At 64.6% G+C, this 23,590-nt stretch carries 22 protein-coding genes and 1 pseudogene; 10 read left to right on the forward strand and 13 right to left on the reverse strand.

Annotated features, from left to right (window positions below):
- Positions 1-190: 190 nt before the first annotated feature.
- Positions 191-1,597 (reverse strand): FGGY family carbohydrate kinase, encoded by a 1,407-nt coding sequence (locus tag FM105_RS13580; protein ID WP_179207193.1) that lies wholly within the window; start codon positions 1,595-1,597, stop codon positions 191-193.
- Between the two features lie 121 nt (positions 1,598-1,718).
- Here FM105_RS13580 and FM105_RS13585 point away from each other — a divergent pair, with 121 nt between their 5' ends.
- On the forward strand, positions 1,719-2,069 hold the full coding sequence (locus FM105_RS13585; protein WP_087009114.1) for a hypothetical protein: 351 nt from the start codon (positions 1,719-1,721) through the stop codon (positions 2,067-2,069).
- A gap of 111 nt (positions 2,070-2,180) precedes the next feature.
- On the opposite strand, the gene cls is transcribed toward FM105_RS13585, so the two are convergent.
- From cls to FM105_RS13610, 5 genes are all read right to left on the reverse strand, one after another.
- Entirely contained in the window at positions 2,181-3,674 is a 1,494-nt protein-coding gene (gene cls / locus FM105_RS13590) for a cardiolipin synthase (protein ID WP_087009116.1), read from the reverse strand.
- Positions 3,675-3,778: 104 nt separating this feature from the next.
- Complete coding sequence (locus FM105_RS13595) at positions 3,779-4,378, reverse strand: protein-L-isoaspartate O-methyltransferase family protein (RefSeq protein ID WP_256970414.1); 600 nt, start codon at positions 4,376-4,378, stop codon at positions 3,779-3,781.
- Positions 4,379-4,490: 112 nt separating this feature from the next.
- Positions 4,491-5,234 carry a 3-oxoacyl-ACP reductase FabG gene (gene fabG / locus FM105_RS13600; RefSeq protein WP_087009117.1) on the reverse strand — a complete coding sequence of 248 codons (744 nt, stop codon included), beginning with the start codon at positions 5,232-5,234 and terminating at the stop codon, positions 4,491-4,493.
- 35 nt (positions 5,235-5,269) lie between these two features.
- Positions 5,270-6,460, reverse strand: coding sequence for an acyl-CoA dehydrogenase family protein (locus FM105_RS13605; RefSeq protein ID WP_087009119.1), 1,191 nt, complete (start codon positions 6,458-6,460; stop codon positions 5,270-5,272).
- 28 nt (positions 6,461-6,488) lie between these two features.
- On the reverse strand, positions 6,489-6,950 hold the full coding sequence (locus tag FM105_RS13610) for a MaoC family dehydratase (RefSeq protein ID WP_087009121.1): 462 nt from the start codon (positions 6,948-6,950) through the stop codon (positions 6,489-6,491).
- Positions 6,951-7,186: 236 nt separating this feature from the next.
- Between FM105_RS13610 and FM105_RS13615 the strand changes: the two genes are divergently transcribed.
- The 8 genes from FM105_RS13615 to FM105_RS13645 all read left to right on the forward strand — a co-directional run bounded on the left by FM105_RS13615 (position 7,187) and on the right by FM105_RS13645 (position 14,094).
- A complete protein-coding gene (locus tag FM105_RS13615; protein ID WP_256970415.1) occupies positions 7,187-8,200 on the forward strand; it encodes an NUDIX hydrolase in 1,014 nt (337 codons plus the stop codon).
- Positions 8,201-8,935: 735 nt separating this feature from the next.
- Positions 8,936-9,283 (forward strand): hypothetical protein, encoded by a 348-nt coding sequence (locus FM105_RS14580; protein ID WP_143275895.1) that lies wholly within the window; start codon positions 8,936-8,938, stop codon positions 9,281-9,283.
- Positions 9,267-9,509 (forward strand): hypothetical protein, encoded by a 243-nt coding sequence (locus FM105_RS13625; protein ID WP_179207194.1) that lies wholly within the window; start codon positions 9,267-9,269, stop codon positions 9,507-9,509. Before FM105_RS14580 ends, FM105_RS13625 begins: the two co-directional genes overlap by 17 nt.
- A complete protein-coding gene (locus FM105_RS13630; protein WP_087009125.1) occupies positions 9,506-10,192 on the forward strand; it encodes a hypothetical protein in 687 nt (228 codons plus the stop codon). The genes FM105_RS13625 and FM105_RS13630 overlap by 4 nt, the downstream gene beginning before the upstream one ends.
- Complete coding sequence (locus tag FM105_RS14960) at positions 10,192-10,866, forward strand: hypothetical protein (protein ID WP_256970416.1); 675 nt, start codon at positions 10,192-10,194, stop codon at positions 10,864-10,866. The genes FM105_RS13630 and FM105_RS14960 overlap by 1 nt, the downstream gene beginning before the upstream one ends.
- 30 nt (positions 10,867-10,896) lie before the next feature.
- Positions 10,897-11,940, forward strand: coding sequence for a type IV secretory system conjugative DNA transfer family protein (locus FM105_RS14965; RefSeq protein WP_256970417.1), 1,044 nt, complete (start codon positions 10,897-10,899; stop codon positions 11,938-11,940).
- Positions 11,930-12,352 carry a DUF4913 domain-containing protein gene (locus FM105_RS13640; protein ID WP_087009127.1) on the forward strand — a complete coding sequence of 141 codons (423 nt, stop codon included), beginning with the start codon at positions 11,930-11,932 and terminating at the stop codon, positions 12,350-12,352. The genes FM105_RS14965 and FM105_RS13640 overlap by 11 nt, the downstream gene beginning before the upstream one ends.
- Before the next feature lie 215 nt (positions 12,353-12,567).
- Positions 12,568-14,094 (forward strand): AMP-binding protein, encoded by a 1,527-nt coding sequence (locus tag FM105_RS13645; RefSeq protein WP_087009129.1) that lies wholly within the window; start codon positions 12,568-12,570, stop codon positions 14,092-14,094.
- A gap of 290 nt (positions 14,095-14,384) precedes the next feature.
- Here the strand turns inward: FM105_RS13645 and FM105_RS13650 are convergent, their stop codons facing one another.
- From FM105_RS13650 to FM105_RS13670, 5 genes are all read right to left on the reverse strand, one after another.
- The gene (locus FM105_RS13650) at positions 14,385-15,083 is read right to left on the reverse strand and encodes a TetR/AcrR family transcriptional regulator (RefSeq protein ID WP_087009132.1); all 699 of its coding nucleotides are present in this window, start codon (positions 15,081-15,083) and stop codon (positions 14,385-14,387) included.
- A gap of 278 nt (positions 15,084-15,361) precedes the next feature.
- Positions 15,362-16,258 carry an alpha/beta fold hydrolase gene (locus tag FM105_RS13655; RefSeq protein ID WP_087009134.1) on the reverse strand — a complete coding sequence of 299 codons (897 nt, stop codon included), beginning with the start codon at positions 16,256-16,258 and terminating at the stop codon, positions 15,362-15,364.
- On the reverse strand, positions 16,255-18,147 hold the full coding sequence (locus tag FM105_RS13660) for a flavin-containing monooxygenase (RefSeq protein WP_087009136.1): 1,893 nt from the start codon (positions 18,145-18,147) through the stop codon (positions 16,255-16,257). The genes FM105_RS13655 and FM105_RS13660 overlap by 4 nt, the downstream gene beginning before the upstream one ends.
- 295 nt (positions 18,148-18,442) lie before the next feature.
- Positions 18,443-19,249 carry an SDR family NAD(P)-dependent oxidoreductase gene (locus FM105_RS13665; protein WP_087009138.1) on the reverse strand — a complete coding sequence of 269 codons (807 nt, stop codon included), beginning with the start codon at positions 19,247-19,249 and terminating at the stop codon, positions 18,443-18,445.
- A 154-nt stretch (positions 19,250-19,403) separates the two neighbouring features.
- Complete coding sequence (locus tag FM105_RS13670; RefSeq protein ID WP_087009140.1) at positions 19,404-20,696, reverse strand: hypothetical protein; 1,293 nt, start codon at positions 20,694-20,696, stop codon at positions 19,404-19,406.
- Between the two features lie 605 nt (positions 20,697-21,301).
- Between FM105_RS13670 and FM105_RS13675 the strand changes: the two are divergent.
- Positions 21,302-22,408 (forward strand): annotated as a pseudogene (locus tag FM105_RS13675) (IS3 family transposase).
- Between the two features lie 13 nt (positions 22,409-22,421).
- Here FM105_RS13675 and FM105_RS13680 read toward each other — a convergent pair.
- A complete protein-coding gene (locus FM105_RS13680; RefSeq protein ID WP_179207195.1) occupies positions 22,422-22,796 on the reverse strand; it encodes an ATP-binding protein in 375 nt (124 codons plus the stop codon).
- A 94-nt stretch (positions 22,797-22,890) separates the two neighbouring features.
- On the reverse strand, positions 22,891-23,403 hold the full coding sequence (locus FM105_RS13685) for a thermonuclease family protein (protein WP_087009142.1): 513 nt from the start codon (positions 23,401-23,403) through the stop codon (positions 22,891-22,893).
- Positions 23,404-23,590 lie beyond the last annotated feature (187 nt).

Genomic DNA, 23,590 nt, shown 5'->3' on the forward strand with positions numbered 1-23,590 from the left:
GGTGGGCAGGGCCGTCGTCGGCTTGAAGTGAGAGACGGTCCTTCCTACACTTGTTCAGTCTTGAAGGCCCGGGCGTCGGGTCCGCATCCCCCTCAGGGGTCGGTGCGTCCCCGCCGCCTGGGCCTTCAGCGTGTCCCCGGTCGCCGCCCGGGAGCGCTGCCGGTCGTTCCGGGTCGCCTCCCGGGCCGTGTCAGCCGTTGTCGGTGCCGCCGAGGTCGCCGTGACCTTTCGACTGAGCCGTGACCTCTCGACGGACCAGCGGCACGACGCTGTGGCGGATGCCGAGCGCGTCGAACGCGGTGCGTGCGCAGGAGACCAGCCCGGCTTCGACGTCGGGGATGAGATCGAGCGGGACGCCCACGGCCTCTTCGAGGATCCGGCGGACCCCCGGCGAGCGCACCACTCCCCCGGTCGCGGGCAGACGCGACGGCCTCGCATCCAGGTGATCGAGCAGGTCGGCGACCTCCGCGGCCATGGCTGCGACCGCCTCGGCGTAGGCCTGCGCGCGAGCGAGCCCGGCATCGCCGCTGGCAGCGGATCCGAGGGCCCGGGTGAGTGCGGCCTCGGCGATGTCGTGGGCCGCCGCCGAATGCGGTGCGGTGGTGCCGAGCAGGACGCGGCGAGCATGCTCGAGTGCCTCCCCCGCCTCCGGCAGCCGCGCGATCACCAGATGCCCGGCGGGATGCGCGAGCTGATGGCGGTCCACCGGTTCGCCGGTCTCCGCGGGCCGCAGGAGGTCACCGGCGGGCTCCGGATCGATGTAGGCGACCCAGCCGGTCGTCCCGAGGTGCAGGTACACGCTTCCGGGCTCACTGCCGACCATCCCGTCCGTCGCGGATCCGGCGTCGCCCAGAGCCATGACGACGGGCGTCCCCGCGGGGACGTCGAACATGCGTGCGGCCTCGGGCGACACGTGTCCCACCGCCCCGGGATCCACGAGCTCAGGCAGCGCCAGGTGCGACGGAACGAGGGGCTGGTCCTCGGCCGTCCGCAGAGCGATCCACGCATCCGCGCGCGGGTCGTACGCCGAGGTCGTGCTCGCGGTGACGCGGTCGCACACGTGGGCGCCGCACAGGACGTGCGCCGCCCACCCCGCCGCGGAGAAGTGGGCTGTGGACGCCGCTGCGACGGCGGCCGGCTCCGTGCGCACCACGCGGAGGAGCTTGGGCGGGACGGAGTCGAGGTCCGGGGCCGGTGCGACAGCGATGCCGGGTGCCCACGCGGGGTTCGCCGCGAGCAGTTCCACGAGCTCGGGCGCGGCACTCGTGTCCGAGTAGAGGACGACTGGATGGGTGGGATCGCCATGCTCATCGACCAGGATGAGGTCCTGCATCTGCCCGGTGAGCGTGATCGCGGCGGGGGGCTGCGACGCCGATGAGGCCGTGCCGCAGCACGCGGCGATCACCTCGCCCAGCGCGCCGTGCCATTCCTCGACGTGCTGCCGCATCGCACCGTGGGGCCCGCGGTCGGTCGTCAGAGGAGCCTGAGCCTCTGCTCTGATCCGCCCATCAGCGCCGATCAGCGCTGCCTTGATGTGACTGGTCCCGATGTCCACTGCGAGGACGGTCCGGTCGGATGCGGTGGAATGTGAGGTCACCGCTTCATCGTAGTGAGAGGAGTGCACAGCGGATCATCCGGCACTGCACGGCGCGCACTATGGCGCTGGTCACGTGGGGGGATAGACTCATCGTGAACTGCACGACCATCGGGAGGTACGCGTGAAGAAGCGATTGATTCTGCTGGCAGGCCTGGGTGTGGGATTCGTGCTCGGCTCATACTCGGGACGCTCAAGCTACGAGAAGCTGCGCGCACAGGTCGACCAGCTGTGGTCGGATCCTCGTGTGCAGGAGCAGTTCCAGAAGGCCGGTGACACGGTCCGCGAGAAGGCCCCGGAGGTCGCAGCCGGTGTGCAGTCGGCCGCCGCCGACGCGGTGTCCGCAGGCCGGGAGAAGATCTCCGACCTCACACACGGCGACGCCGACGAGGTGCCCGTCGACGGCGCGGATCCGGACGTCGTCTCCGACCCGTCGACCGACCCCGAAGCCGAAGGTCCCGCGCCGACCGTCTGAGTCGGTGGATCGGAGGCGCGCACCTGCGACGGTGCGCGCCTCCGTCATCTCCGGGCGGCCTCGGCGGTTCTCAGAGCAGAGCTCCAAGCGGAGATCAATGCAGTGCTGGGCTCACAGCAGTGACGAGCCCAGCCGGCACACGTTCTCCACGTACTTGCGGACCCACGAGCGCGACCGCCACGTCTCCGCATCGAGCGGGACGGAGTGGAGCTGGTAGTCGTCGCGCTCCAGCGCGTACATCCGTTGCGTGAACTCCTCGTCGACGATGAAGAGGGAGACCTCGTGGTTCATCGCGAACGACCGCTCGTCCATGTTCGAGGATCCGATGACCGTCACCTCGTCATCGACCAGGATGAACTTCGAGTGGAGCACGGTCGGCGAGTGGTACTGGTAGATCGTCACCCCGGCCTCGACGAGCTCGTCGTAGTACGACTCCTGCGCCTTCCCCGTGATCCAGTGGTCGCTCGTCGCACCCACGTACAGGCGCACGTCGACCCCGGACTGCGATTCCGTCTTGAGAGCGGTCAGCAGAGCGTTGTCCGGCACGAAGTACGGTGACGAGATCACGACCGAGCGGTTCGCGTTGTAGATGATGTGGGTGAACAGCTGGAGGTTGTTCTCCTGCTCGAAGCCCGGGCCGGACGGCACGACCTGCGCCATGATCCCGGTCGAATCGGGCGGTGCGTCGAGCTCCTCGTCGAACTCGCCGAGCAGCGCGTCGTCCGTCTCCGAATACCAGTCGGAGGCGAACACCGCGTCCAGCTCGTCGACGATCGGACCCGTGCACCGCACCATGAGGTCCTTCCACATGAGCCCGCGCTTCACGTTCTTCCGCTTGTTGTACGAGGGGTGGATGACGTTCTGCGAGCCTGTGAAGGCCGTCTGCCCGTCGACGACGAGGATCTTCCGGTGGTTCCGCAGGTCCGGGCGCTGGTACTCGCCCCTCCAGGGGCGGATCGGGAGGCTGCGGCGCCACATGAGCCCCGCGTCGTCGAGCGTCCGCACGAGCTTCCGGTACCCCGGGTAGCCGATCGAGCCCACGTGGTCGATGAGGACCCGCACCGCCACTCCCCGGCGATGCGCGGCGATGAGCGAGTCGAGCAGCGGTCGCGTCGTGTCATCGAGCGCGACGATGTAGAACTCGAAGTGGATGTAGTGCTGCGCTGTCTCGATCTGCTCCGTCATCCGCTCCATGCAGTGCACGGAATCGGTGATCAGCTCGAAGTCGTTGCCGTGCACCATCGGCAGGGCACCCAGCTCGTAGTTGAGCTGAGCGGCGGTGCTGAGGGGCTCGATCAGGTGATCCGACGTCCCGATGATCGCCTGATGTCCGGTCGCCGCCTTCACCCGCTGGTTGATCTCGTGCTGCTTCTCCCGCCGTCGCACGGGCAGCTTCGGCGAGCCGAAGACCAAGAAGACGAGGATCCCGCCGAAGGGGATCATGAAGATGAGGATCAGCCAGCCGAGCGCGACGGACGGCTTCCTGCGATACGGGATCGTGCCGAGCGCGACCACGCGGACGCAGAAGTCGATGACGAGGAGCGCGACTGCGATCCACGCAGGGAAGACGGACTGGATCCACACGAGAATTCCGCTCGGGTCCACAGGACAGCCTCCTCCCCGAACAACCGCCGCGATCACCTGCACTGCTGTCCGGAATCCTATCGGTTCCGGTGTGGTCCGTGCCCCGGGCGGCCGAGGTGCCGGTGTCAGTCCTCGATGAGTGGGACGAAGCGGAAGGAGCCGTGCCGGGTGATCGCGTGGTCCTCCGGACGCGGCCCTGTGCGCCGAATGCGCAGCATCTCTCCGCGCACGGGGACGACCATCACCCCAGCGGGAGTGAGCTGGCCGAGCAGAGGCGAGGGGACCTCGGCGGCCTCTGCAGAGACCAGGATCCGCTCGAACGGCCCGAGGTCCGGGACACCGAGGACGCCTTCGGTCGCCTGTCGGATCTCCACCCAGGTCATCGGCCCGCCGGAGGACTGCTGCGCGGCGAGCGCGAGCCGGGACCTGTCCACGAGTGCGGGGACGCGCTCGACGCCCGTCACGGAGCCGTCAGGCCCGACCAGGTCGCCGAGCACCGCCGTCGTCCAGCCGGAGCCGGAGCCCACGTCGAGGACCCGGTGACCGGTCCGCACCTCGAGCAGCGCCAGCATGACGGCGACGGTACTGGGCTGCGAGTTCGTCTGGCCGTGGCCGATCGGGAGTGGGCGGTCCTCCCCCGCACCGCGGTGCACGTCCGGCGGCAGGAAGTCCGTGCGCACACGGCGGGCCATGGCCTCGCGGATTCCTTCGGACACCTCGGCCACGGCACTCACCTCCGTATGCAGACGACACCGGCTCCCAGCAGACCGGCTGATGTCCTTCATCATCGGTCCGGTGAGAGCCGGTGTCCACAGCGATCTCCGGGGAGAGCGCCGATCAGATGTGGCGGCCGCCCGCGATCTCCTGGACGGTGCCCGACATGTACGAGGACATGTCGGACGCGAGGAACACGACGACGGAGGCGACCTCGGAGGGTTCGCCCGCACGGCCCATCGGGATCTCCGCGAGCTTCGAGTCGATGACGTCCTGGCGCATGGCCGCAGTCATCGCCGTCTTGATGAAGCCCGGCTGGATCGCGTTGACGCGGACGTTCTTGAAGCCGACCTCCTTCGCGGCGGCCTTCGTCATGCCGACGATGCCGGCCTTCGCCGCGGAGTAGTTCGTCTGTCCGAGCATGCCGACCTTGCCGGAGATCGACGACACGTTGATGATCGAGCCGCCCTTCTCCTGCTCGCGCATGATGCCCGATGCGGACTTCAGCCCGTTCCAGGTGCCGCGCAGGTGCACGGCGATGACCTGGTCGAACTGTTCCTCGGTCATCTTCCGCATCGTCGCGTCACGCGTGATGCCGGCGTTGTTGACCATGACGTCGAGGCTGCCGAAGACCTCGACGGCCTTCTGGGCGAGCGCGTCGACCTGCTCGAGCTCGACGACGTTGCAGGCCATGCCGATGGCACGGTCGCCGACGCCGAGGCCCTTCGCGGCCTCGACGACCGCGTCCTCGTTGAGATCGCCCAGGACGACGTTCGCGCCTTCAGCGACGAACGCCTCTGCGATCGCGAGGCCCAGCCCCTGGGCGGCTCCGGTGATGACGGCCGTGCGGCCTTCGAGAAGTGCCATGTGTGTCTCCTTCTGAGGATGTGTGCGGGGTGCCGTCACTTCTGCTTGTGCGCGCCCTTGAGCAGCTGACGGGCGATGACGAGCTTCTGGATCTCCGAGGTGCCCTCGTAGATCCGGAAGAGGCGGGCGTGGCGGTAGAAGCGCTCCACGCTGGTCTCGCGCATGTAGCCCATGCCGCCGTGGACCTGGACGCCCAGGTCAGCAACGCGGCCGAGCATCTCCGATGCGACGAGCTTGGAGGACGACGGCCCGAGCTTGCGGTCGGTTCCCTCGTCCCAGCGCCGCGCGGAGTCGAGCACGAGCGCACGGGCGGACTGCAGATCCGCGTACATGTCCGCGAGCATGGCCTGCACCAACTGGAAGTCCGCGATGGGGCGACCGCCCTGCTGGGCGTTCTTCGCGTGCTCGATGGTCTCGTCGAGGATGCGGGTCGCCTGCCCGACGCAGATCGCGCCGATGTGGAGCCGGCCCTTGTTGAGCGAGGCCATGGCGGCCTTGAAGCCCACTTCCTCCTCACCGCCCACCAGCGAGGCGGACGGGACGCGGACATCGTCGAAGAAGATCTCCGAGGTCCAGGCACCGGCCTGTCCCATCTTCTTGTCCTTGGGACCGACTGTGACGCCGTCGGTCGTGGTCGGGACGAGGAAGACGGAGATGCCCTTCGAGCCCTGGGCGTTCGGATCGGTGCGCGCGAAGACCATCAGGACGTCGGACATCGCGGCATTCGTGATGAAGCGCTTCGCGCCGTTGATGACGTAGTCGTCGCCGTCCCTGACGGCCTTCGTCGTCAGACCTGACGGGTCCGAACCCGCATCCGCCTCCGTGAGGGCGAAGGAGGCGATGGCCTCGCCGGAGGCGATCTTCGGCAGCCATTCCTGCTTCTGCTCATCGGTGCCGTAGTTGACCAGCACCTGACCTGCGATCCCGTTGTTCGTGCCGAACAGGGAGCGGTAGGACGGTGTGGTGTAGCCCAGCTCGAACGACAGGAGTGCGTCCTGGCGCGCGTTGAGCCCCAGCCCGCCGAACTCCTCCGGGATGGCCCAGCCGAAGAGGCCCATCTCCGCCGATTCTTCGCGGACGACCTGCGGGATCTCGTCCGTGTCCTCGATCTCCAGCTCGCGCGGGACGACCTTCTCGCGCACGTAAGCGCGGACGGTCGCGAGGATCTCCTGCAGCGTCTCCTCGTCGACGCCTTCAGTCACGGGATACGGGTTCGTGTGTGCCATGCTCGTTCTTCCTGCCTGCTCTTCCGTCTCAGCCCTCTTCGACCATCAGCGTGACGGCCTCCACGATCGCGGCCGGGCGATCCTGCCCCTCGATCTCGAGGACGTGGTTCATGACGACCTGGATGCCGGAGTCCTTCCGCGTGACCTCCTTGAGGCTCACCACGTCGCGGACCTTCGACCCCACCTTCACCGGGTTGGGGAAGCGCACCTTGTTCAGGCCGTAGTTGATCTTCATCTTCATACCGGTCACGTCGGTGACCTGCGCACCCAGCATCGGCAGCAGGCTCAGCGTGAGGAACCCGTGTGCGATCGTCGCGCCGAAGGGGCCGTCCTTGGCCTTCTCCTCGTCGATGTGGATCCACTGGTGGTCGCCCGTCGCATCCGCGAAGAGGTTGACCCGCTCCTGGTCGATCTGGACCCATTCGCTGGCACCCAGCTCCTGGCCGACCAGCTGCTCCAGCTCTGCTGCTCCATTGATGACTCGCGCCATTGCGTACTCCGTTCCCTCGCGCGGAAGACCCGCACGATTGTTTTCTGTTGAGGCACAAATGCGATATCGCCTAAGACTGTTTCAGCAACAGTGTAGCGTTTGGGCCACCGGTTTGTCAGTGGTGGCGCCTGGGCACCCACGGACGGATCGTGGACACTGAACGAACGACCGTCCCGCCGGGGATAGCATCGGCACCAGGGCCCTCGTGGAAGCGGGCCGTGAACGGAGGAGAACCCATGAGTTCCGAATCAGCGCCGACGAACGGCTTCGACCTCGCCGCGCTCGTCCATGGCGACGACCGTGCGGACCTGTCCGCCCCGGCGGACCACGAGAAGCTCGTGTCGGAGGCGCAGGCAGCGTCGAACGGCGACGGGGGCGACGCCGGGAGTTCCGGTGGAGCCGACGGCGACAGCAGGAGTTCCGGCGGCTACGTCGGCCGGAGATCCAGCGGAGCCGTGACGACGCACGCGGAGGCGACGGGCACGGTCGGCACCGATGCCGCAGGCCGGCCCACCCACTCGTCCACAGGAGCGCCGCTCGACTACTCGAAGAGCGTCCCGGTGCGCCCGGCGACGAGCGTCATCATGCTGCGCGAATCTGCGACGGCTGGTCTCGAGGTGTTCGTGCAGCACCGCGTGACGACGATGGACTTCGCAGCCGGCGTCGTCGTGTTCCCAGGAGGCCGCGTCGACCCCGAGGACGTGAAGCTCGCCGACGGCCTCGGCCTGGAGGAGGAGCTCCTCGCGTCGCAGCTGCGCGCGTGGAGGCAGACCGATGCGTCGACGGTGGGGCTGGGCGACAGCCTCGTCGCACCGGAAACGCAGCCCGACTCCGACGACGCATCGGAGGCGCAGGCCGCGCAGGGTGTCCGCACTCTGCTGGCGTGCGCGATCCGCGAGGTCGAGGAGGAGACCGGGCAGCGGATCGACCCTGCGCTGCTGCACCCCTGGGCGAACCTCGTGACCCCTCCCGGCCGGACCAAGCGGTTCGACACGTACTTCTTCCTCGCAGCGGGCGAGGAGCTGGTGGAACTGACGCACCAGACGACGGAGGCCACGAACTCCGAATGGCTGGGCGTCGACGAGCTGCTCACCGGAGAGACGGAAGGGCGCTACCGCCTCATGCGGCCGACGCTCGCCCTGCTGACCGAATTGCAGTCCATGGCGTCGCTGGAGGCCGTGCTCACGCACGCCGCTGACGGATCGCGCACGATCGAGTCGATCCGCCCGGTGATCCCCGGCATCCACTGAGCCGGCGCGCGGCGGGTGAGCTGGCTCAGGTGAGCGGGACGCGGGTGTGCCAGGTCCGTTCGCCGCTTCCGTGTTCAGTCCACCGGCGCCCACGGCGGCGCATCGAACACGCCGGCGGCGAACGGCCAGCGGTTAGCTGACTACGTGTCCGGTGGACCGCGATGCGTCACAGGCTCACCGCTTGGACCTCTCTGCATCCACAGCTTCGCATGGAGGGTTGCCGAACCCGCACGTGACGACGACATTCGGTGGATGGACGATGTCTTCACACGTGCTGATCTCACCCGGATGGGGTTCTCCCGCAACCACATCACCGCTGCGGTCGGCTGCTGCCTCCATGTCGTCCGGCGCGGCTCGTATGTGCTGCTGCCCGGATGTGCCGATGCAGCGCACTCCCCGCACGCGCAGCCGCCGTCGCCCCAGGGCCCCCAGGGTCCCGCCCTCCCTTCTCGAATCTCGTGGCCGAACGGCCTGGTTGCGCATGTCCGTTTCCTCCGCGCCCTCACCGCCTCATACGGTCACTCGCTTCCCGACGATGCGGCGCTGTCCCACATCTCCGCTGCTCTCGTATGGGACCTTCCACTCACCCGTCCAGTCGTCAGTACCGCGGAGGTCAGCAGGCCGAGACGATCCAGGCGATACGCGTCGCTCCATGTGCGCCACCGCAGCGTGGCGGGCGCTTGCGTCATCCACCACGGCCTTCGCGTCACGTCCCTGACGCGCACCCTCCTCGATGTGGCCGCCGACCATCACCTCGATGTCTCCGTGCCCATGATCGACCACGCTCTGCGGCACGGCATGACGACCCGGCCCGACCTGGAAGACCAACTGGAGGCTCGAGGGACGCGTCCCGGTGTCGCACGCACGCGGACCGCGATCGCTCTGGCGGATGGGGCGCGGGAGTCCCCCGCGGAATCCGTCTGTGCTGTTCGCTTCCACGAGTACGGCCTCACTGGGTTCGCCGCTCAAGTGGTCGTGCGCGATCGCGCGGGTCGTGTCATCGCCCGCACTGACTTCCTCGACGAGGAGGCGCACGCCATCGTCGAGGTGTACGGTACCCTGACGTATGCTCAGCCAGGATGAGAAGTCGATGATCACCGACTGGTCCGCCGAAGGCGGCATCAACCCCGACACGAACCGGGCAGCATCCCCACCGGGACTGGGGAAGTTCATTCTCAAGATCGGCAAGAAGCCGGGAATCCCGTTCCAGTCCGTGATGACCAGCATCGAGGGTCGAGTCAACGACACGAACCAGGCATGGTCGAAGACGTCCGACCGTCGCGACGATGCGTCGGGAGCTGACCGATGAGCGAGTGGGTAGTGCCAATCGTCGTCGCCCTGGTCGGGGGTCTCATCCCGATCCTTGCAGGTATCCGCAGCAGGAATCCCGCCAAACGTGGGTATTGGGAGAGAGAGGTTCAAGAACGGTTCGGGCCTGATAAGGAATGGCCTGCCGAGGGCTGGCTGCGCAAGCGTGCGGAGATCGCGCTCGCGTATGTCGACGCTGATGAGGCCATTCGCCGGACCGGCGTGCCAGGTGCTGCCGCGTCTTGGGCGGCTGGCGGGCTGAGCTACGCCTTCGGAGCGTTCTCCTTCTATCGGGCCCAGCAGCTCGCGACAGAACGCGCAGACGCCGCAGAGTTAGCAGACGTCGCATCCCCGGTGCCGTGGTTTGTCGTCGCTGTCGTGGTTCTCGCAGGTGGCGTGTTTGCATTCGCGGATGCAACCACTACGCCCCAGAGACGGCAACAGCTCCAGCGAGTTCTAGTTGGTGTGATCGCGCTGCCGGGTGGAGCTGAGGCAATGGTCGAGAAGCCGGAGAGCTTCGTCAACGCATGGACGCACCGAAAGACCCGTAACGAGCTAAAGAAGAACACGAAAGATGTGAAGGACGCGGGGCGCTTGTATGAGGCGTGGGCTAAAGCTCTGCTCGAGCACTACAACAACCCAGGGACGAAGACGCTGCGCGAGAGAAAAGGTAAGGGGCAGTGATGGCACGACAAGCAGGGCGGCGCCCGCAGCCGCAGAGTGACGAACTGCCGTGGCTGATTCTCGGTGGCGGTCTCGCCGTGGTGTTCCTGATCGCGGCCGCGTGGTGGATCGGAGGACTCACCAGCACTCCAGTGAAGGAAGCGACCGGATCAGCGAATCCCGCGACCATGATCTTCGGCCAGCTCGGCGGCAGCGTGCCTGTCACGGCCGGTCAGCTCACCGTGTTCGGTTTATCAGTGCTGGCGCTGTTCGCTGTCGCGGCATTGCTGGGGTGGGCCGCGTGGCGACAGACAGGGGGCCGCTCCCGCGTCGACGATCGCGCGACGTCCATGGCGCGAGTGAAAGACATGGACGAGCTGACGGCGAAGCGGCAGGCCGCCGATGCGGAACGTCTCGGCGCGAGTGGAGCGTCAGAGGGTGTGCCCCTGGCGAAGCTGGTGAACAACCGCAAGCGGCTGTTCGCGTCGTGGGAGTGGGTGCAGCTGTGGATCATGGGTCCGCGTGCGGGTAAGACGTCCTGCGTGTGTGTTCCGCAGATCCTGGAGACGAAGGGGCCAGTCGTGGCCACCTCGAACAAGCGCGACATCGTCGACCTCACGCGGGGTCCGCGTTCACGTGAGGGCGTGGTGTGGGTCCACGACGTGCAGGGCATCATCGGTGAACCTGCGTCCTGATACTGGAACCCGCTGAGCTTCGTAGACGGCATGGAGAACGCGGAGAAGCTGACCGATGTGTTCGTCTCGGCCATGACGAACGCGAAGGCGCGCGAGGATGCGTACTTCGGGCCGACAGCCAAGGGCGTGCTATCGCGCTACATCTTTGCTGCTGCACTCGGTCAGCGTCCGATCACGGACGTGTACCGGTGGGTCAATGACGAGACTGACTTCACGGCGGTACGCCTGCTACGGGACGCTGGCGAGTTCGGTCACGCGGAGAACCTTGAGGGCAATCAGAAGGTGACCTCGAAGCAGCGTGACGGCATCTTCGGTCAGGTGCGCACCTGGGTGGGCATCCTGGGCAATCCCAAGGTCGCTTCGTGGGTGCGACCGGATGCGGACCCGAACCGGCCTCAGTTCGATCCAGAGGCGTTTGTGAAGTCCTCAGACACGATCTACCTCATCAGCCGCGAGGGCGGCGGGTCGGCGCGTGCGATCACGGCAGCGTTGGTCATGGCGATCCTGCACACGGCTGAGCGGGTGGCTTCCCGGCAGGCCGGGGGCCGGCTCTCGACTCCGCTCATGGCGGTGCTCGATGAGGCGGCGAACGTGGTCCGGTGGCCGGAACTGCCGGACCTCTACAGCCACTACGGCTCGCGCGGGATCGTCGTGTCGACGTTCTTCCAGTCCTTCGAACAGGGAATAGAGGCGTTCGGAGAGCACGGCATGAAGAAGATGTGGTCGGCCGCAAACATTCGCGTCGCCGGATCGGGCCTGTCAGAAGATCGGTTCCTGCCGTTCTTATCCTCGCTCATCGGTGACCGCGACGTGGTGAAGCGGACCTCGCAGAGTCAGGGGGGCGGCCGGATGGGTGGTCGGTCCTCGTCCACGTCGGTCCAGCGTGAACGGATCATGGAGCCTTCGGACCTGGCTCAGTTACCGCGTGGTCGCGCGGTGATGACTGCTTCGGGTCAGCCGGCCGCGCTGTTGGAGTTGGAGCATTTCTCGCAGAAGGATTACGTCGACGATGTGAAGGCGTCCCAGGAGTTCTACGAGTCGCAGATCGGCAAGGAGGAACAGCATGTCCGATGACTTCGAAGCGGATGAACCAGTCGAGGAGCCACCGGCGTTCGAGCCGTTCTACTCATCTCTGGATGCCTGGGTAACCGATTGGCTCCTGCCGAACTACTCGCGGCCGCTGCGTGATGTCTCGCAGTTCCGGTGGGACCCGCAGTGGTGGCGCTACTCGGAGGTCGTCATGCGCCTGGAAGCGCTGTGGGCGTCGTGGGAAAAGATGCGGCTGGAAGGTGGGCCGGGGATCGTGGCGTTCTTCCGTGACTACCTGGACCCGATGATGCGGGTCATCCTCGATCCTGCCGGACCGTTCCACACCTATGATCCGAACAAGACGGGCCCGGATGGCGAACGGGATATGCCGGAGCCATTGCCGCATTCTCCTCTAACCGTCCCGGACTTGTTCCGACTGGACTGGTCCAACGAGTAAGGCACGCCAGCGTCTTGTCTAACGGTAGATTCTGAGGCGCGCTACCAGCTTGCCATCTTGTCCACGTCGGATCTACGGCCGTATGACCGGCTGTGGCCAAGAATGTCCGCTAGGTAACCGAACCGGCCACGACATCAACTAACAGTCTGCCTTCGCTACAATTAACAAACCTAATGATTGCTCAGTGACCGTGAAGTCGCAACGAAGGAGTTGCTTTGACGATCGAACTTGAACTCTCCCGCACGCACCTGCCCGTGGCATCCCTGTTCCGCCACGCCCGCGAGCTGCCCAACCGCCTCGCGCTCGTCGATTCGACGACGAGCGTCACCTATGGGGAACTCCTGCTCCGTGTTCAGGTGGTGGCCGCGCGCCTGCATGCCGCGGGGGTCAGGCCCGATGACCGGGTGGCGGTCGTGGCGGGTAACTGTGCCGCGTTTCCTGTCGTCGTGTTAGCCACGAATTACCTCGGCGCGATCATCGTGCCGGTGAACTTCCGGCTGGCGGCCGGCGAGATCGCCTACATCCTAGGCAACTGCGAACCGACGGTCGTCGTCACGGACGCGGAGCGGGCCGATGTCACGCGGGACGCCATTGGCGATGCACCGCTGACGATGTTCGACCTGACCGAGCTCGCCGGACCAGGCCCGATCGGCGCCTCGGAGTCCGTGCCGGACCCGATGATCCGCAGTCTCACCGACGATCAGGCGATCATATACACCTCCGGCACGACGGGCAGGCCCAAGGGCGCGGTGCTGTCCTACTCCAGCGTGCTGTCGACCACGATGCGCTCCTCGGTCTCCGGGCAATACCGGCCGGGGCAGGAGGTGGGACTGCTGGCCTCCCCAATGTTCCACATCGCCGCCTTCAACGCGATAGACACGAACCTCGCCAATGCCGCCACAACTGTCATCACCCCGTCCACCGGGTTCGACGCGGCTAACATTCTCGACCTCATGGAGGAGCACGGAATCACCGTGACGTTCATGGTGCCCTCGCAATGGCAGCTCATGGTCGACGAGCAGCGCCGCCGGCCGCGGGACATCAAGCTGGGGTTTTACGGCTGGGGCGCGGCGCCAGCGACCGAGGCGCTGCTCACCGCCCTACGCGAGGTGTTTCCCGAGGCGGGCTCGCAAGCGGCCTTCGGGCAGACGGAGACCTCCGGCGGTGGGGTGTCGCTCAGCCACGAGGACTCGCTGCGCAAGCTCGGATCGGTGGGCAAACCGGACCGGAACTTCTCGATCCGGGTGGTCGACCCGGAGATGAACGACGTGCCCCACGGTGAGGTCGGCGAGATCGTCTACCAGGGGCCGGGCCTCATGAGCCGGTACTGGAACAACCCGAAGGCGACTGCCGAGGCGTTCCACGGCGGCTGGTTCCACTCCGGGGACCTCGTCCGGCAGGACGAGGAGGGCTTTCTCTACGTGGTCGACCGGGTCAAGGACATGATCATCTCCGGTGGGGAGAATATTTACTGCGCCGAACTGGAGAACGTCGTTGCTTGGCACCCCAAGGTCGCCGAGGTGGCCGTCGTCGGGCGACGCGACGAGAAGTGGGGCGAGATCCCGGTTGCCGTGGTGGTTCCGCGCAACGAAGAGGAACTACCATCGCTGGAGGAGATCCGCGAGTTCTGCGATGGCAAGCTGGCCCGCTACAAGCTGCCCAAGGACGTCGTCATCCGCGAAGGGTTCCCGCGCAGTGGCACCGGCAAGATCCAGAAGACGGTGCTTCGGCAGAAAGTCTGAGGGGGCCGCTCCCCGCCTTCCGGCCGCCTACTCCCGCCGGCAGAGAACGGTCCAGCCGGCCAGCAACCCGGAAGCAGTCGAAGAATTCATCAACGCCGTCGAACCGGCGGCGAACGCCGACACCGTGCCGCGTGGGTGGACGGCACGAGCGAAATCCGGGCGCAAGTCCGACGCCTACAACTTCCGCTTCAACGAGTCGCAGAGCGCCTCGCATGAGCATGCTCATGAGGTGACCGGTAGGCCGCTCCAGCGACATACCGAAGAGGCAGTCTGGCCCGTCCTCGAGGATGCTATTCCTGTGCCGGTCCGGACTCGAGTTCGAGTGATCGAGCAACCGCTGACTCTGTGCCTGAAGCGTCCTTAGCGATCGCATTCCATACGAAATCCAGCAACATTCGCTCGAAGCGTGTCGATACCGGGCCATCGAGTTGTGTCTGGAATCTCAAAGACCCGACGATCACTCGTGCAGTAACTCCGATATCTACTCCGTCTCTGAGCTCTCCGCGATCCCGCGCCGTGCTGATGACGTCCTCGACGGCCTTGTTCGCAGGAGACCGCACCTTCTGAACATAGGTTTCGACGATCTCCGGATAATGCGAGCGGTCCGCATCCAACTGCGTGAACAAGTTGAGCATCACCGGATCCCTGTACATCTCGGCCCATTGGCTGATGATGTATCGGAGATCGCCTCGGAGGGTACCCGTGCACGGCTTCGTCGCCACAAAATTATCCACGGTGAGAGCAGCAGTGATCAAGCACTCACGAGTCGGCCAGCGCGAATAAATTGACGCTTTCGAAACACCAGCGCGATCTGCAATTGCCGTGATCCGGAGATTCCGAAGACCCCTGGTGCTGATCTCGACGAGCGCCTCCCTAAGGACTGCATGATCGATGCGCAGCTCTCGCGGGCGCCCGAGAGCCGGCTTGGCAGCTCGACCGCCGGAACGATTCAGGTCACCCTCTGAAATTGAACTCACCTGGCCGGTCATCTAGGTTCTGTTTCCCTCTCGAATGCAAGTTCCCAAGTCAGTCTACTTCCGTCGATGCTGCGGCACCAACGATTCACCCGCGCGTGATCGGGGATGCAGACCGTCATGAGATACGTCCGTCCGTGGCAGGAACGCTCACAAGACGGTAAACCAGTCGGATCGACTTGGCTAGAGCCATCAGCCCTGACCGATTTAGCAGACCTTTGCCCATCGTCCCGCCGTTGCACAGGAAGGCGCCGGAGCAGGACAAAGTCCGCTCCGGCGCCTTCCTGTGCAATCTAGGCAGGAGCGAGCGCGTTGCGGGTGATCGCATCGGCGAGCACCGGCCAGAGCGACGGCGCAACTATGGAGTGACCCATATCACTGAGTTCGAGCAACTCCGCCCCGGGGATGCTCTCCGCAGTCGACCGGCCGCCGGACACATCAATCAGACGGTCGAGCAACCCATGGACTACAAGTGCGGGAGCCGAAACCGAACCCAGTTCCTCCGAACGGTCGCCATCGGCCAGCTGCGCCCCGAAATGGTACGCCCTCGCCTGGGGATCGTACGCACGCTCGAAGGATTCAGTGGTGAAACTCCGAAGCGTCTCCTCATCGACGTGGGGGCCTCCGGAGATACGGGCGAATTCGATCGCGTTGTCGATGACGTTGGCAAGCGTCCCGTCCGTGAGTCGCATGATCGGGTCCATTGCTTCGGGATCGGAAGGCTCCACGTCTGGGGAGCCGGACGTCGACATGATTGAGGCCAGGCTGAGCACACGGTCGGGCCAGTCTATCGTCAGGCGCTGCGCCAGCATCCCGCCAAACGATATGCCTGCAACATGGACGCTTCCGATGTCGAGGAAGTCCATGAGTTGGACCATGTCGGCCGCCATGTCGTGAAGGCCGTACGGAGGCTCCGCTGCAAGTCCGAGCAATCCAGGTCCGGCGTTTTCGGCATCCTGAGGGACCAATGCCGGCGGAGGAGTCGTCGTCTTCGTCGCGAAGCCCGTGTCGCGGTTGTCGAAACGGATCACCCGAAGGCCCCGCGATGCGAGCTCGACGCACATCCCGGTCGGCCAGCCGTACATATGGCTTCCGATGCCGGAGATCACCATGAGAACGGGGTCCTCTGCCTCGCCGAACTCCTCGTACTGCGTCTCGCGACCCTCCAGCGACGCTGTGTTGTGTGTCATTTCGCTCCGACTCCGTCCCTACTCGACACTGAGAGACCGCGCATGTCTCCCGCATCCTGCCACTCGCCCAGCCGATCAATGTATCCGACTCCTCGTTCGCCATAGATCGCTTTGAATACGCCGCGCGGATTCAGCGGGTCGCCCTCATTGCTGAGGAGCCCAGGGGTGCATTCCGACAGGAACTGCTGTTGGACCCTGGCCGCGGGGAACTCGTGGGACATCTCGAGGATGCTCGACCACTCGTCCACTGCGCTCTCGGTCGGTTCGACGGCGACGATGCCCTCGTCGTTGCACCGCTTCACCACATACGCGATGTACTCCGCCTGCTTGCCGTTGGCATGCAGGTAGTTTGAACCCAGACCGTTCCCGATCAGCGACATCTGAAAGTAGTTCGGCATGCCGTGCACCTGGATGCCGAACCATGTCCGGAATCCATCTGCCCAGTGATCTTCCAACGTTTCACCGCCACGACCGACGATGGGGAACCGGACGAGCTTGAAGAGGTCCGGATTGCCGATCTCAAGACCCGAGGCGTAGATGATGAGATCAACCTCGAATTCCTTTCCGAGCGCAACTATCCCGTTATTGGTGATGCGTTCGACACCCATTCCCGCAGTATCGATCAGCGTGACATTCTCCCGGTTGAACGTAGCCAGATATTCGTCGTTCCACGTCGGACGTTTACACCACAGATCGTAGTACGGCTTCAGCGCCTCCGCGGTCTCTGGATCATCCACCTCTTCGTCGTAGCGAGCTCGCAGCCGTTCCATATACATCATGTTCGCCAGCTTCATAACGGTGTAGTCGTCGACTTCCACGTCCGCCGCTCGGGCTCGCTCACGGATATCGGCGGCGAATTCGACTCGGGCGCGCGATTGGTCGGCGAATCCGTTGTCGTAGATCTCCTCCGTTGGAGTTCCGCTCACCCCGACGGTGACGGCCATGTCACGCATGCGGGCCTCCTGCCAGCCGGCAGGCAGGCTATTCCACCACTCGGGATCGGTCTCCTCGTTGTTGCGCGGATCGACGCCGGACGGCGTCCGCTGGAAGACATACAGATGCTCGGAGCTGCGGCCCAAGGCAGGAATAGCCTGCAGCGCGCTGGCTCCAGTACCGATGATCGCTACCCTCTTGTCGGCGAGATTCACAAGGTCGCCCTGGATGTCTCCACCCGTGTACTCGAAGTCCCAGCGCTGGGATAGGAACGAGTGGCCTTCGAAGTCTGCGATCCCGGGTATCCCGGGCAACTTCGGGCTTCCGGGCTCACCGCCGGCCACGATAACAAACCGGGATGTGATCTCATCGCCATAGTCCGTGGCGACCAGCCAGGAGGATGACGACTCGTCCCAGGTCATCCCGGTCACCGTAGTGCTCATCATCAGTCCGTCGTCGAACTTGAAATGTTCGGCGATTCGTCGTGCATGCTGCTGGATCTCTGCCGCATCGACATACCGTTTCGTCGGCATGTACTGCGTCTCCTCGAGGAGAGGGAGGTAGCAGTACGATTCCGAGTCGCACGCAGCCCCCGGATACCGGTTCCAATACCAGTTCCCGCCGACGTCTCCAGCTCTGTCGATCACGCGGATCCGATCCACCCCGGCCTGCTTGAGACGGGCGGCGGCCTGCAGTCCCCCGAATCCGGCTCCGACAATGACCACATCGACGCTCTCGGTCCTGGCTTCGCGATCCGGTCGCGGCGTGTACGGATCAGTCAAGTAGTCGGCATATTCGCCTTCCACACGGAGGTAGCGACGGCCGCTGTCCTTCCGCATCCTGATGGACCGCTCCTTGTCGTAGCGAGCCTGCACCGTCTCAGGATCGAAGTCGAGCCTCAGCTTCTCCCTCAGCTCGGCATATCGGGTGGTCCTTATGTGCAGAGTCTGCGTCATTACAGTTTCTTCCTATCTTTGTCGCGCGCCATCGTCCGTCGCGGGTCTGTGATCCATGGGCGATGCCGGCGCATCGGCGCTGAACCTGGAAAGTAGGCACAGAGCCGGTTGGCGCCGCCGGCACCAGCGAGGGGTCCGGTGGTGATGCTCACTCGGTCAGAGACGAGTCTCCCCTCGTTCGGCCGGGAGCGGCTTCGCTGCCTACTCGAAGGCGTCGGAGCGCTCCGGACCGCGATCGGTCTGGTTCGCCTGAGTGCCGGATCATCTGAAAAGAGGGACGGGCGTCGAGGCCGTCTCAATCGAGCGTGACGGACTGGGCATGGTAATTTAGCCCGGCCGCCAGCATCCCGCCGTCGACGACTATCTCAGCACCGTTGATATAGCTCGAAGCATCCGACACCAGGAATGCGACCGCACTAACGATCTCGTCCGGCGATGCCACACGACCTGCTGGGACGCCTTTCAGACCGCGCTTGATAAAGTCGGCTCCGTCGGCGCCCGAACTCAGCATCGGAGTGGACACCAGGCCCGGATGCACCGAGTTCACCCTGATTCCAGACGATGAGAATTCCAAGGTCCCAGTCTTCGTCAGACCGCGTACAGCCCATTTGCTGGCCGTATATGCTGCTGGCAGATAACCCATCATCCCGGCTCCGGATGAGATGTTCACAATGGATCCGGAGGTGGACTTCTCCAGCAGCGGGAAGCATGCCTTCATGCCGTAGAAGACGCCCGACAGGTTCACCGACATCACACGATCCCAGTCCTCCGCCGACGTCTCAAGGATTCCGAAGCGAAAGCTGACGCCGGCATTATTAACCAAGCCGTCGAGCCGACCCGAGACGTCGCTGATTTCGCCGGCGACTCTCTCCCAGTCGTTCCACGACGTCACGTCGAGAGCCGTCCCCTGGGCACGTCCTCCGTCCGCACAGATAATGGCGGCCTGCTCCTCAACCTTGGTGCCGTCCACATCTGATAGCCAGACATGCGCCCCGAGAGCAGCCAGCTCCCGCGCTTCGCCCAGACCCATCCCGGATGCCGCGCCCGTGATCAGGACGTTCCGACCAGTCAGATCATGCTGTGCTATTATGTTAGATTTCATCGTTCCTTCTCTCCTCACATCACAACTGCAGTGGTACGGAGATGATGTGCTCGACGATCGATACATTTCTGGTTTCTATCGACCCCAGGCAGTCGGTACGCCCAACACCGGTGATCATTCGGCGCGAAGAATCGCCCCACTGCCTGGACACCGATCATTCAGGCCTGTGGCCGGCCGCCTCCTCATCGAATACGCGGTCAGCGAAGCCGCGATAGTCCTTGCCGTCGGCGGAATACCAGTCGTGCATCGTCGAGATGTCGCCGCCGTCGGTGAATCCGTATTCCTCGACGATCCCTTCCCACTTCTCCACGAGTTCCTGGACCCGTGCTTCGGGATCTTCTCCGAGGACCCCTGTAGCTCCGGCCTCCTGGATCATCTCGGTCTGTGTGACCTGGACCGTCTCCTGGAAGTCCGCCGGCAAAGGCTCGACGCTTCCGCCCGAGGCCAGAGACTGCTCGGTGATCCCGACCCCCGAGTTGACGACGCTCTCGAGGAATCCACTTTGCAGTGCGGGCGTGGCATCGAAGATGACCTGCTGGTACGGGAGCGGCAGCTCAGAGAAGGTTGAGCCGGCGACCAGGCCGGCTGAGAAGCGGCCGGAATTCGACGTACTGTCGGCGAATCTCAGATTGGGGGCGGCTTCTGTGATCCCGTAGGTCAGCGTCGTGCCCGCCTGCTGAAGCGTGCAGTCGACGGTGTTCCGTTCCAGTGCCTCGAAGGACTCAGCCATCTCCAACGACACAGGGGTTGCGCCAGCCGCTCCCAGCACCGTGTGGTGCGAGGATGTACCGGTTCGGATCTGTCGCCCGACCCAGTCCTCGGACGCGGTACCGGTATTCTGCGAATTACAGAAGTAGTAGTACTCACCCGTTCCGCCGAATGGAGCCAGCGGTACCAGTCCCTGCGCCTCGAACTCCTCGGTGAGCGCCGGTGTGGACCAGCCGAACTCTGACCCCACTCCGGACGAGATGAGTTCACCTACCATCGGCGATGGCGGGATCGCAGCCGACAGCTTGGCGAAGGAGTCGAAGGCGGGATACTCTGCCGGCTCGTAAGCGATGATCATCGATGCGACGTCTATGCGTCCGTCGACCAATGCATCGCCGATTTCGGTGAAGCCGGCAATACTCTGACCCCATACGATGTCGACAGTTATCTGACCGTTCGATCGCTTCTCGATCTCCTCCTTCCACATCTCCGAAGCCTTCGCGGTCACGCCGTTGGGCGATGCTGCATCAGATTGATAGGTGATCGTGACGGGTTCCAATCCGGTGATAGTCTCTTCTACCGCTCCCTGGTCTGCGCCATAGTCGAAGCCGTTGACCTGCTCTCCCGATTGCGCAGTGTTTCCGACGCTGCTGGCACAACCCACGAGCCCGAGTGCCATGATTGCCATTAGAGGGAATACCTTGTTTTGGATGCCCGCGCCATTGCGATACTTGAACATGCATTTTCCGTTTCTGCCTGATGGTCGAATAGATGCATTGATCTACCGTGCTATTTCCCGGCTTCGCGATTCGAACCGGTCTCTCTGAAACTCGTGCCGCGGCTGATCCCGTCGCGCGGAGCAACCAATCCGACTGATAGCAATACACCGCCATCACGCTCGTCGGATCAACTTCCTCCTTGTCAGCTCGACCCGATGTGCCGCACTGCTTTGTGCTGCCCGAGCGGGACAACGTGGGTGCCGTGATGAGCACCACAGCCATTTTTGGCCACTACCGACCATTATGTCAAGAGCGGGTGCCGGTTCTTCCTCGGGAGGGCCGGCACCCCTTTTTGCTCGGCAGGTCCGCCGGTGGCGCGGGTGCGGTTCTTTATCCCCTCGGGGGGGAGGTCGGACGCGGCTGCGAAGATGGTGCACCGGGCCGGGACGGCTGCAAGGGACGCTGCGCTCTGAAGCCATTGCCCCGTTACCGTGTTCGTCGCCCCGGTACTTCTACAGGAATGAGGTTGCTGGCCTGTCGGGCCCGGCATGACTGTTGCCCCCAGTGGGTCTGCTGAAGGTTCGGTTGACTTCACGACTGGTTTGGAACCAGGAAGGATGAAGTCATGCCGAAGATCTATACCGAGGAGTTCAAGCAGACCGCGCTGGATCTCATTGCCGGTGGGATGACGCAGATGCAGGTCTGTGCCGATCTCGGGGTCTCGAAGTCAGCGCTGCAGGCGTGGGTGAGGGGCTCCCGTCTCCACGAGCACGGAATCCAGCCTACGCGGGACCCGGACGAGAACCGCGCAGTCCGCGGCGCTGCGGCGTATCCGTGAGCTCGAACGCGAGAACAAGGTGCTCCGTGAGGCCGTAGCGTATCTCTCGCAGGCGAATCTGAAGCTGGGCGGCTCGTCCCCAAAATGATGTACCCGCTGGTCCGTGACTTTGCCGCCGCCGGAGTGCCGGTGGCGGTGACCTGTCGGGTATTGGGCTCGAAGCAGGCCTTCTACGCATGGTACGCGCATCCCGTCTCGGACCGGGACTGGGACGAAGCGCACCTGCTCAACGCCGCCTACGACATCCACGCCGATGATCTCGAGTTCGGCCACCGCTTCATCGCGGATGAGCTTCAGGTCGCCGGTCACCGGGCCTCACAGCGGCGCGTATGGCGTCTGTGCTCCCAGCAGCGCCTGTTCTCTCAGACGGTGAGGAAGGCCAGGAAGAACGGCAAGAAGCCTGGCCCGCCGGTCTGTGATGACCGCGTCGAGCGGGACTTCACCGCCGAGGGTGTCAATGAGTTGTGGTTGACGGATATCACGGAACATCGCACGCGTGAAGGGAAGATCTACCTCTGCGCGGTTAAAGACGTCTACAGCAACCGGATCGTCGGTTACGCCCTCGATTCCAGGATGAAGTCCCGCTTGGCTGTGGCGGCGCTCAATGACGCGGTGGCCCGTCGTGGCGGGGTTTCCAGGGTGGCTGGGTGCGTGGTCCACTCCGATCGCGGCAGCCAGTTCAGATCTCGGAGATTCCAGCTGGCGTTCTTCGCGAACTTGCAGAACAACGTGCTCGACCGACGCACGTGGGGCACGCGCGACGAGTTGCGGGCAACGATCATTCACTGGATCGAGCGGACCTACCATCGCCGTCGACGAAAGCGGCGGCTGGGCAAACTGACCCCGGTCGAATACGAGACTGTTAACCACGATGCCGTCGCTCTGGCGGCATAAACCCCGGAGTCAACTAAACCTTCAGCAGACCCTTCGACTTCGACAAGGTGGCGGAGTCCAACGGTTCGAGGACTTCAGGCAGACGCGCCTCCGTGAGCTGACGGGCGAATCCTTTCGAGGCTGAGGCATGGATGCTCACCCACCCACGCGACGCCGCGATGTCGTGATGGACGTTCAGCATCACCGACGCGCCGACGCCACGCTGGCCAGTCACGAACGTGGCTCGCCCCTTCGAACCCGGACCGTTATCGAGGGCATACGCTAAGTCATTGACCTCCTGCTGCCTGCCCACCAGCGCGGGCGGTGTCGACCCGAACGTCGGCGTAAACGGAGAACGACGAAACTCATCGTCAGGCGGTGGAGGGATCGAGACCGTCGTGCGCTTCACCTCACCAAAGTAGAGAAGGTTAGAATCTGCTATAGACTGTTATATGACCTTAGTTGGGCGTTGACCTGTCGGTATTCTGAACCCGAATCCGCCACTAGCGCTCACGGTCCGGCAATTCCGCCTCCGCAGCCAACTCTTCATAGTCGGCATCCCGGGCGATTTCCGGAGCGGACTCGTAAACCTCTACCAATCCCGCACTCAGCAGTGCCCCACTCACGTCCTGACCGTCCGCCTCGACGTAGGCCAGCGTGCGGCCGTAGGGATCAGGCTCCAACTGAGATGGATCAGTGACGATGACGACGTCAGCGTCGGCCGTCAGCATTTCTGTGAGTGCGGTCGCCTCGTCCGCGCACCTCTCCCCCGGCAGTCCGTCACGGGCGACCTCCGGGCTATCGATCCCGAGGATTCGCACTCGATCCTCGTAGCCGTCGCGGTCCACGAGGATCGTGTCTCCGTCAATCACGCGCAGGATCTCGACCGCCTCGTCTGCGCTTTCCCTGGGGTGCGCTGTCGTCTGGCATGGCAATGCGTCCAGCCCTCCGGCGACGAACACGCCCAGCGGCACCGCGTACACTATTCCAGCCACGAGGATCCACGCGCGCTTCACTGTGGGCGTCCGTTCATCCGAGAGGAGAGGCCGCCGGTTCCGTCAGGCCGGAAAGCCGCCCAAGCGTCGAACCCTTCCGTCGTTGTCTCCCCACCATCACCACGATGGGTGCACCACGGGAATCGTTCTCCAGCGCCCACGCCAAAGCCTCCTCGCTCGCTTTCGTTGTCGTGCGGCACTGCTGGCA

Origin of the sequence: Brevibacterium yomogidense (assembly GCF_900163715.1) — a bacterium.
GTDB classification, from domain to species: domain Bacteria; phylum Actinomycetota; class Actinomycetes; order Actinomycetales; family Brevibacteriaceae; genus Brevibacterium; species Brevibacterium yomogidense_A.

Excerpts from the sequence above, each read along its gene's own strand:
- FM105_RS13605 (WP_087009119.1), bottom strand. The coding sequence starts at position 6,460 with ATGGCACACACGAACCCGTATCCCGTGACTGAAGGCGTCGACGAGGAG.
- FM105_RS13615 (WP_256970415.1), top strand. The coding sequence starts at position 7,187 with ATGAGTTCCGAATCAGCGCCGACGAACGGCTTCGACCTCGCCGCGCTC.
- FM105_RS13625 (WP_179207194.1), top strand. The coding sequence starts at position 9,267 with ATGCTCAGCCAGGATGAGAAGTCGATGATCACCGACTGGTCCGCCGAA.
- FM105_RS13670 (WP_087009140.1), bottom strand. The coding sequence starts at position 20,696 with ATGTTCAAGTATCGCAATGGCGCGGGCATCCAAAACAAGGTATTCCCT.
- fabG (WP_087009117.1), bottom strand. The coding sequence starts at position 5,234 with ATGGCACTTCTCGAAGGCCGCACGGCCGTCATCACCGGAGCCGCCCAG.
- FM105_RS13665 (WP_087009138.1), bottom strand. The coding sequence starts at position 19,249 with ATGAAATCTAACATAATAGCACAGCATGATCTGACTGGTCGGAACGTC.
- FM105_RS13630 (WP_087009125.1), top strand. The coding sequence starts at position 9,506 with ATGAGCGAGTGGGTAGTGCCAATCGTCGTCGCCCTGGTCGGGGGTCTC.
- FM105_RS13660 (WP_087009136.1), bottom strand. The coding sequence starts at position 18,147 with ATGACGCAGACTCTGCACATAAGGACCACCCGATATGCCGAGCTGAGG.
- FM105_RS14960 (WP_256970416.1), top strand. The coding sequence starts at position 10,192 with ATGGCACGACAAGCAGGGCGGCGCCCGCAGCCGCAGAGTGACGAACTG.
- FM105_RS13640 (WP_087009127.1), top strand. The coding sequence starts at position 11,930 with ATGTCCGATGACTTCGAAGCGGATGAACCAGTCGAGGAGCCACCGGCG.
- FM105_RS13655 (WP_087009134.1), bottom strand. The coding sequence starts at position 16,258 with ATGACACACAACACAGCGTCGCTGGAGGGTCGCGAGACGCAGTACGAG.
- FM105_RS13610 (WP_087009121.1), bottom strand. The coding sequence starts at position 6,950 with ATGGCGCGAGTCATCAATGGAGCAGCAGAGCTGGAGCAGCTGGTCGGC.
- FM105_RS13650 (WP_087009132.1), bottom strand. The coding sequence starts at position 15,083 with ATGACCGGCCAGGTGAGTTCAATTTCAGAGGGTGACCTGAATCGTTCC.
- FM105_RS14965 (WP_256970417.1), top strand. The coding sequence starts at position 10,897 with ATGGAGAACGCGGAGAAGCTGACCGATGTGTTCGTCTCGGCCATGACG.